Raw genomic sequence first — 10,227 nt, 5'->3', positions numbered from 1 at the left:
CAAACCGCTCCTTGAATTCTCCCGCTCACACGATAGTCCATACGCTTCTCAATACCAGGACTTTTGCAGAATTTCCCTAGCTTTCGTTATTCGAGACAGGTTACCGCCTTCTTCCGTAGACTAGACCCACGAAGATGCTAAGCACGGCACCCAAAAGCGCGCCTTGCTTGAAAACCGAATGCACGTCATCCATGCCCCATTCGTAGTGCCCTCCATGCGAAATAACCACGATCAAAACCGCAAAGAATTTGACCAATGCGATAGCGACGAGTGAAATCGCAAATATTGAAAGAATGAGTGCAATCCACCTTGCCATCTTCATTTCCTTACGTGGCTGTTTATATCGTTGACCGCCTTGGTTCCGAATTCCGATCCGGCGGCACCGGCTGCGCCCGCGGCTACTACAGGCACATTATTTGGCGTGAACAAATTCATTCCGTTTGGACCGGCCAAAATACCTGTCCCGGCCCATACCCCGCTATTCAACGTTGGTTGCAACAGCCTGTTTGCTAAGCCCTGCACAGCAGCACCGGCGCCATAACCAATCGCTGCCGCTGTAGCGTTTACGGCAGCGCCCGTAGCAATACTATCGTTCTTTCCTGATATTGCATTGTTAGTGATCGTATCGAATGCACCGGTTACCGCATTTACACCGACATTCCATAGAAGGCGGCCAGATGCGCCGGCAAATCCCGCAGCATAAGCATATGCCACGTCTACAGGATTGATTGTGCCGCTTTGGATGTACTGCGAGGTTGCGTTCACCGCGCCGCTTATCAACCCGATTCCATTAGGTGCAGCCCACGCAGTGGAACCCAACGCCCCACCTGTGCTAAAAAGCGGCGCTCCCGGTATTGCTGCCAATGCTGGAAGTATGGCCGGAGCGGCCAATGCACCCGTAATCGCTAACCCGAGTGCCGGATGCGCGACCGCCCCCGGCATGGCCGCCTGCTCAGGCGTGAGCGGCCCGCCTAGCGGCCCAGGATCATTCCGCTGCTGCCATGTCGCGACGAACAGGCCCGTGCCCTGTGTCTGACCAGCGATGAATTGAGCGGCCACCGGATCGAACCCCGGTCCTTTCGCCGCTGTGTTGTCCACCTCGATATAGCCGGTGGCGAGCAGCATCTTTGTGGCCTGGTCGGGTGTGATTGCCTGGCCGGTCTGTTGTTCGTAGAAGTCTGCGAACGCCTGTGCCTTGTCTTTCGCCCACTGCCGCTCGTTTGAGTTCAACTGGCGGTTGTACATATCCGCGTTCGATGCCGTGAACGCGCCTGCGGTGCCGCCAACCAGCGCACCCGCTGCGGTCGCCAGCACGTTGGACACGATATTGCCCGCAAGCGTCGGGCTGGTCGTGTCACCAACCGTATCCGCGACACTGTTGAGCTTGCCTGCAAGTGCCGACGAAACGCCAGCGCCTGCGGCGCCCTGTGCTGCCGATCCGATGCTGCCACCGCCCAGACCGGCAACGAGGCCACCACCCGCAACGTGCAGCGCCACCCGGTTCGCGCCACCTTCTGCCCAGGAGTCCGCTTCCGCCTTGTCGGCAGCGGCTGCAGCCGTGTTGCCTGCAAGCTCATCTGCCTGCTCCTGCAATTGGGCCTGATGCTGCTTCCCGTCCGCGTATGCCCCGATCCCCTGCGCGACAGTCTGCCCAGCGGCCTGCGCCGCATTCATCATGTCCGACTGCTGCGACAGCAGGTTGTTGACGTCCGGCGTCTTCGCTACCGTCCCGTTCAGGTTCGACGTATCGCGATTCAGGCTCGCAATATCCTGCGTCTGGCCTGCACCGCTCGTGATGTTTATCGTGCCCGCGCCGATGGCACTCTTTGTCGTCGCGCTCTGGTCGCCATTGGCATCCTGCGACATCATTGGCACGATGCCGCCCGAGCCGGGAACCGAACCAGGTCCTGTCGCCTTGCCGGTAATGCCCACACCAGCGCCCGCGCTGAACCCGTTACTCGCCGCGCTGTAGTGCGACTGGTTCTGGATGTCGCTGAAGGAGAGCGTGCCCGTCGTCAGGCTATTTTTATCCGGGGTAGCCATGCTGGCAATCTCTGCACCCTTGAGGTCCGTGTTGCCCTTCACATTGATGTCGAAACCACCATTCCCAGCCTGGATACCTGCCTGTTCGTTCACGCCCGCGTAGTTCGAATCTGCGTGCCCGTTCTGCGCGCTGAAACTCGCGCTTCCACCGCCCTGGCTGATGCTGAAGCCGCCGCTCGTGCTCGACTGGTGCGCCGCGCTCACGGTCGTATCCTGCACGCTCGCGATGTTCAGGTTGCCGCCCACGTCCGCCGACACGTGGTTGCCACTCACGTCCGCGCCGACGATATTCGTATCGCCTCCTGAGACAATCGACACGTTGTTCGCCGCAGTCACATGCGTATTGTTCTGCATCGCCGCGTCGGAATTCGCATCACCATGCGCATTCGACATTGACGCCGACACACCAAAACCCTGTGTGCCGACCGACACGCCGACGCTTGAACTGCTCGAACTGTTCGAACTGCGTGTCGAATCAGTGTTCGTCGTGTTGACAAGGTTGACCTGGTTCTTCGCGGCCAGCAGGACGTTGTTCCCGCTCACGTCAGAACCCGCGATGGTCACGTTGCCACTATTGGGCGTACCGTTGCCGGTTGCAATGAAACTTGTCGTTCCACCCGCCTTCACGGTCGAACCCGTCTGCGTCGTCTGATCCTCGCTGGATGTGCTCTTGCTCTGGCTCGATCCGAAGCTCAGCTGCACGCCAAGGCTCGGGGTTGATCCCGCAAGCGACCCGCCTGTCACGCCAGCCAGCGCCGTCGCAGCGTCGCCTGCTGCAGCGATACCGTGCAGCGCCGCAGCGCGAGAGTCCCCCGCACCGCTACTGATAGCCTGTGACTGCTGGATCGAGTTGTTGATCGCGTCGCCCACGCTGCCTGAGAGCCCGAGCGTGAAGCCGCTCGTCTTCGCTTCCTGCGTCTCGTCGTGATGACTCGTGCCCGTCGCCGCATCGATCGTGACACTGGCCGCCTTGCCCGTCACGTCCTGCGCGGCGATCACGTCGCTGCCGGTGATGTGCAGGTTATTGCCCGCCGTCATCGTGACGCTGCCGTTCGTGCTACCAACCAGGCTCCCGTTCTGCGTCACCGAGTTGTCGTGCGTCGTCACCTTCGTATCGCTTGTGCCGTACGAGATGCCCGCACCACCCGTGCCGCCCAGTCCCGAGGTCTTCTCCTCGTGGAAACCGCTGCTCTGGCTCGTGTCCTGCGTCGTCGTAATGTTCAGGTCGTGACCGGCCGCGAGCGCCATGTCGTTTGTCGAGGCCACCGTCGAGCCGGCGATCGTCAGGTCGTGGCCCGCAATCGCCCCTACCGTGTCGCCCGAAACCGTCGAACCGACGGAGTTCACCTGATGCGAGGATGTCTGGTCCGTGGTTTTGTCGCTTGACAGGAAGCCCGAGTGATTCGCCTGTTCCCAGCTTTGCGAATCGTGCGTTTCACTGACCCCACCGACGTTGATGTCGCCGGTAGCCGCCAGCGTCGTTGCTCCACCGCTCGTGGCGCCGTTCGCCTGCGTCGAGCCTGTCGTCGCGCTCGAACCGAGCACGCTGAGGTTGCCGCCGCCCTTCGGCGCATCGGAAGCCACGTTGACACCGTATTGCGACAGCAGTGCGCCAGCGGTGCCCGTCTGCCCGGCGCCCAGCGTCAGGTTGTTGCCGGCATTCACGTTGCTGCCCTGTACCGTCTCGTTGTAGCTCGACGCCGTATGCTTCGCTTCGCTGCCGCCGAGCGACTGCCCGTTGTACGAGGTGGTATCGCGTGCGGCCGTGACCGTGAGATTGTTGCCGGCGATCATCGATGCATCGCCGCTCGACTTCAGGCTCGCATCGGTGAGTGTGGTGTCTCCGCCCGATACGCTGGTTAGACCGCCGCCCGTGATAATCGTGCTACCAACGTTCTTCGTCAGGCTGGTGTGGCCACCGTTCAGCCCGTCGTTCGTGCCCGCACCCTGCGTCGCGGTCAGCGTCGTCGTACCAATGTTGATGTTGCGGCCTGCGCCGACGAACGTGCTGTTGCCCGACTGGATCGATGCGCCGGCCAGTGTCAAATCGCGCCCCGCCAGTACCGCTGCATTGCCGGATGCCGAAATCGTCCCGGTCGCAAGTATCCCCTGTGAAGAAGCGCTGGATGTGAATCCGTCTTCATGCAACGTGTTCGAGACGCTGGAGGTCGCCGTTTCGTTGACGACATCGCGCCCGGCCTGCACCACGGTCTGCACGCCACCAATCTGACCACTCACGTTGCGCACATCCTGTACCGCCGCGACCGCGGTCACGCCGCCGCTGCCGATTACACCGCTGTTGACAATGTTGTTGCCCAGCACCGTCGTCGCCACATCGCTGACGATGTGTCCGCTGTTGTTCACGTTACCGGTGGCATTCAGGCTCACCGAGTTGCCTGCGACGAGCGCGCCACTGTGCTGCAGGTCGACGGTGTCGCCCTTCGCCAGATATACCGTCGGGACCAGCACGGTCTGCTGCGAGCCGTTCGGCAGTGTGACCGTCTGCGACACCAGCCACACCATATCGGTCGTGAGCTGCTGCATCTGGGCACCGGTCAGTGCGATGCCAGGTGTGAGACCGAACTCCTTGCTATAGCTGACACCGTTGTTCATCAGTGCCGTGTACTCGTCCATGTTGTCCGAGTATCCCGCGAGGAAGGTGCGGCCGGTGAGCTGCGTCACCTGGTTCATCACCAGGTTCTGCTCATAGGAGCCGTCGCCCAGGCGCTTTTCTGTGGTCTGCGGGTTCAGGCCGAGTTGTCCGAGCATGTAATCGCTCGAAACGAATTTGGTGTAGCTCGTCAGACGCGGATCGGTTGCGACCAGGTACGTTGCCCCCGGAGCCGTCTGGTACGTGTACAGGCCGTTGACCGGCAGCTTCAGGTTCGGGACACCGCCCGACACACCGCCCAGCGTCTGCGGACGCACGGTCAGTCCGCCCACCCCGGTCGCTGTATTCACACCCGCCGTCTGCCCATTCACACCGCCGAGCTGCGTACCTGTTGCGTCGCCCCCCGTCACACCGGAGCCTGCGACCGTCTGGCCAACGCGGTTCACGCTCGTGACATTGATGGTCTGCCCGCTGATCCCTACCGCACCGTTGGACGTCGAGACCGCGGGCAGCGCCGCCACTGTGGAGGTGTTTTGCGTAATGCCGTCGTCGACTGTCTTCGTGTCCGTGCTGCTGCCGGTCTTCTGGTGCCAGTAGTAGGTCGACTGGCTGTCCGCCGTGATGGTCTGCTGCAGCACGATGCCCGTTTCGTTCACGGTGCCGCCATTCGCGCGTGGCGTCAGGGTGCCACCTGCGGCCATGGTCGACGACTGGTTATTGATGCTGCCGCCGTCCGCATTGATCCGGATCGCGCCCTGTGCCTGGATGACCGCCTGCGTGCCCGCGTTCAGCAACTGGTCCGTCGTGGTGGTCGTTGTCGACGTGCGCGACATCTCCACGTAATCGTGGTTGTCCGAACCCAGGTCGGTGCGGACCTTGACCTGGGCCGGATTGATGTTCACGTTCGGGTTGTAGTCCGGGTAGAACGTGATCGACACCGTACCGTTGCCGTTATCCGTGATGCTGTTGTAGTACTGCGTCGTATTGTTCGTGATGGTGCGCGTGAACGTACAGAAGTTCGCGCACTTCGTCGCGTTTTCCGGCGCAGCCGCGAGCGTCGGGTCCTGGTACGTATCGGTGAGGGGTGTCGTCAGCGAGAAGGTCTGCGCCGTCGAGTTCAGGTTCGTGACCTGGGATTTCGGCAGCGTGACGCTGAGTGGCTTCGCCAGCGCGCCGATCGCCTCCGTGCCGATTGCGCCGGCATTGAAGGTCCACTGCGGATACGTCAGGCTGCGGTAATCGCCCAGCTCATCCATAGGAATGCCGCCCGTCCACAGCGTGAGCGTGCTCGTGCCGGTGGTCTGCGGGGTGCCCGCCTGCGTCACCACGCCGGTGCGCAGGTTGTTGACCGTATGGGCGGCGATGTCGATGTCGCCCACGGCCTGGATGCTGGCAGCACTGTTTGTTAGCGTCCCGGCCTGGTCCGCGAGCATCCCCGAGCTATCGCGCGTGCCATCCTTCGCGATCTGGAGATTGCCGCCGCTGTAGATCAGCGCGCCATCCTGATTGGTCACCGAGTTCGACGCGTAGATGGCCAGATTCTGCGCGGCCGCGATCGCTGCCGCCGCGCCGCTGTTCTGCACGTCGGTCGCGTTGACCTGGACCGTATTACCGATCACCGTGCCCGTGTTTGCGAGCGTCGCGCTGTTCGTCGTGACCGAATTGCCCTCGATGCGACCTGCGTTGGTGAGCGTGCCGGCCGCATTGACCGTGGTCGATGCCGAGTTGATGTCGGCACCCGCCGCGTTGATCACGTTTGCGCCGCTGGCCGTCAGTGCGCCGGTCGCAGCCAGCGTGCCGCTGTTGGTCAGGGTTCCGGTCGCTGACACGCTCAGGTTGCCGTCTGCGTGCAGGTTGTTAGCCGCGCCGTTGGTATAGTCGCCTGCAACACTGAGCGACAGGTTCCGCCCGGCCGTCATACCTCCATCGCCGCTTGCAGTACCGCTCACCGTGATGTCGCGGTTCGCATTGATTGCACCACCCGCGTTCGAGAGCGATGCGACCTGCAGCGATACATCCTGACCACCCTCCAGCTTGCCGCCGTCGTTCGTGACCGTGGCACCGGACTGGTTCAGATTCAGCGCCGTGCCGCCATAGATCGTGCCGCCTGCGTTGTTGATGTTGCTGGTAACGTTCAGGTTCGCAGCGCCGGCCGCCACGAGATTTGCGTTCGCGTTGTTGGCAAGTGTCTGCGCATTGAGCGTCACATCTCCGTTGCCACCCATCGTGCCGCCAGTGTTCGTGATTCCGGTGGTAGCCGTGATGGTGGTCACGCCATCGCCGCTGCTGGCGAGTTTGCCTGACGTATTGTCGATGCTGGAGCCCGAGACGGCCATCGTACTGTGAGCGCCGTTGGCTGAGACTGTGCCGTTCGCATTCGAGAGAGTCCCGCCTGCAGTCACCGACAGGTTGCCGCCGGTCTGGGCAGAACCGGCGCTGTTGTCTAACGCGCCCTGGGTAGTCGCGGTCAGACCCGTCTTGCCGTAGAGGGTGCCTCCGTGGTTCGTGAGTCCAGTGGTTGCGTTGACCTGCGCCACACCCTGTGCGGACACGGTGCCTTTCGTGTTGTCGAGGCTTGCCGACTTCGAGGTGAGCGCACCATTGGTCGCGATCTGTCCGCCCACGTTCGACAGCGCACCGGGCGTGGTTACGGCAAGTGTTCCGGTGCCCGCGTGCTGGATCGATCCGCTATCGTTCGTGATGGCCTGCGCGGAGACGGTCAGGTTCGTCGCGTTCGTTGCGATGGTGCCACCGGTGTTATCAATCGTGCCGCCCGCCGAAACTGTCTGGTCCGCATTGCCGAACTGCTGGATATGGCCACCACGATTAGCGAGATTTCCGGTAGTGGAGAGGACAAGCTGGTCGCCTTCGATCGTGCCGTTCGTGTCGTCGACCGACGAGGCCGACACCGTGGCGATCGCGCCCGACAGTGTGCCGCTCTGGTTGCCGAGCGCGCCCGTCACAGTCGCATTGAGATTGCCAGCGGCGGCAATGCTGCCGGCATGGTTGTCGAGCGACTGCGCGGTCACCGTTGCGTTGCCCTTCGCGCTCATCTGCCCCTGGTTCGACACTGCGCCACCGGTCACCTTGAGCGCGCCGTTCGTGACTACCTTGCCGCCCGTGTTCGAGACGGTTCCGGTCGTGCCGACGTCGAGCGTACCTGTGCCAGCGTGCTGGATCGATCCGCTGTCGTTCGTCAGCGACTGCGCAGACACGGTCAGGTTCGTCGCGTTGGAGGTAATCGTGCCCCCCGTATTGTCCAGCGTGCCACCGGCCGAAACTCGCTGGTCCGCGCCGCTGTACTGGGTGATGTGACCACCACGATTGACAAGATTTCCGGTCGCAGAGAGCGCGAGCTGGTCGCCTTCGATCGTGCCGTTCGTATCGTCGACCGACGCCGCCGACACCGTCGTCGCAGAACCCGAGAGCGTACCGCTCTGGTTGTTGAGTGCTCCACCAATCGTCGTACCGAGGCTGCCACCTGCGACGATGCTGCCAGCGTGATTGTCCAGCGACTGGGCACGCACGATCGCGTTGCCGGTCGCATTGATCTGCGCCTGGTTCGAGATCACGCCCGCTGATACGTTGAGTGCCCCGTTGCTGCCGATCACGCCGCCGCTCGTACCCGCTCCCGTGGTACCCGCCGCGTTCAGCAGCGCACCACTTGTGGTGATGTCCAGTGTTGCAGGCGCACCGGTGCCAACGAGGGTGCCAAGTGCGACGACTCGACCGGCCGTGTTATCGAGCGAGGCCGCGTTGATGGTTTCGTTTCCGGCTGCCTGGATGATCCCCTGACGGTTGTTCACCGCGCCGCCCGTATTCACGTTCAGCGTGGACTGCGAGACGATCTGGCCACCCTGATTCGACAGGGCACCGGCTGTGATTGTCTGCGCACCGGATGAAGACAGCACACCGCCATCGTTCGTAAGCGTACCCTGCGCGCTTGCCGACAGCGCACCGCCTGCCGTGGTCGTCGCACCGGCAAGCGTCAGGTCGCCGGCGCTTGCCAGCAAGGTCACATTGCCGTTCGCCGAGGTCTGACTGTTCGCGAGGTTGAGAGCCGTGCCTGTCAGCGTAGCGCTGCCACCGGCCGCGTTGTGGCCGGTCGCGGACAATGCACCCGACGAAGTCACGTTCAGATCGCCCGATTTCGCAATCGAGCCATCCGCGTTGATGCCTGCACCCAGCGTGCCGGTTGATGCAACACTGCCTGCATTGAGTGTGGTGTTCTGCTGTGCAGCGAGCGTGCCGCTGTTCGTCAGCGCCCCGGACGTGGAAACGGAGACATTCTGCTGCCCGTAGGTCGTGCCGCTGTTGTCGACGCCACCCGCGGCAGACACAGAGAGATTGCCGCTCGCGTTGGTCTTGCCGGTGAGCACCAGCTTGCCCTGCGTCGTGAGTGTCAGGTCACCCGCCTGCGCGGCAATCACGCCGGCGTTCGAAACACCGACGCCGTTTTCTGTGCCGACCAGCGTGATGCGGTTGGCGTACATGCCGCCCAGTTGACTCACATCGATCGAAACGCCGGGCGCTGCCCCACTTCCCGCAATCGGAGTAGCCGCAAGCGTGTCGTGATTAACCTGATTCGCGCCCGTCACCACGTTCAGCGTATTCGCGTAGATCGCCGCATTGGCCTGCACGGCGCGCGCGATCAGGTCCACCTGATCCGTGTTCGTCGCGTTCAGCCCCGCACCCTGCACGGTGATCTGGCCGCCGGTGACATTGAAGCCCGTGAGATTCCCGTTTGCGCCGATGAGCGGAGAGCCCGTTGTGAGAATCGCACGTGATGTGTTGATAAAGCCGCCACCGTCAACAACGAGGCCAGAGGAATTGGCAATGATGACTTCCGCCCTGCGCCCGGCAACCTCGACGTACCCTCTCAGTTGCGAAGGATTGTTGCTATTCACCTGGTTGACGATGATCGATGCGGACTGGCCCGGCTGGAAATTCGGGTTGCCGTTGATGTATCCCGCCTGCTGGGTATTGACGATCGTGGGCGAGTTATTCAGGATTGCGCCCGGCTTCTGAACGTCGAACTGGCCGTACGTGTTCATCGACACGCCCGCTCCGGACGGTCTGTTCACGTTCACCTGCGGCAGGCCGTTCTGTGTCTGGACCACTGACGGCGCGTGTGCGCCGCCCGGCACGATCTGCGCGTGGGCGACCGGTGTCGTGACCGGGATTACACCCGCGAGCATCAGCGCACCGAAGGCGGCATGACGCAGTGCCAGGCACACAGTGGTCCGCCGACTGCCCGGACGTGAGTGCCCGACAGTGGTTTCTCCCTGATTCGCCTTGCCGGAGCCCACCGCAGTTTCCTCAACAGCGACAAGCATCCCCCGGAGCCTGCTGAATATCAGGCGGTAGGTCTGTTTATTCATTTTTATTTGTACGACGTGACGGATTCAAGTCACAAAAATACCTGTAATTTCCGGTAAATGAAAGTTAAGCATCGTTAGATGCCCCTCGATATGCATTTCGCATATTTACAAGGATCACACACGGAAATACTCGACGGTCAACTGGATCAAAGTTGCCGGGGCGCCTTCATATCGACCGGACGTGAAACAGCG

Annotated in this window: 2 protein-coding genes; both read right to left on the bottom strand. The window is 62.2% G+C overall.

Going from position 1 to position 10,227, the window contains the following annotated elements; translation table 11 throughout:
- Positions 1-100: 100 nt before the first annotated feature.
- Positions 101-316, bottom strand: coding sequence for a hypothetical protein (locus M0D65_RS24050; protein WP_266254862.1), 216 nt, complete (start codon positions 314-316; stop codon positions 101-103).
- Positions 317-318: 2 nt separating this feature from the next.
- Positions 319-10,035, bottom strand: a complete 9,717-nt coding sequence (locus M0D65_RS24045; protein ID WP_266254861.1) for a hemagglutinin repeat-containing protein — start codon at positions 10,033-10,035, stop codon at positions 319-321.
- Positions 10,036-10,227: the final 192 nt, after the last annotated feature.

This window comes from Paraburkholderia sp. CHISQ3 (genome assembly GCF_030464945.1).
In the GTDB taxonomy this organism is placed as follows: Bacteria; Pseudomonadota; Gammaproteobacteria; order Burkholderiales; family Burkholderiaceae; genus Paraburkholderia; species Paraburkholderia megapolitana.
This window is presented reverse-complemented; position numbering and strand designations above follow the sequence as displayed.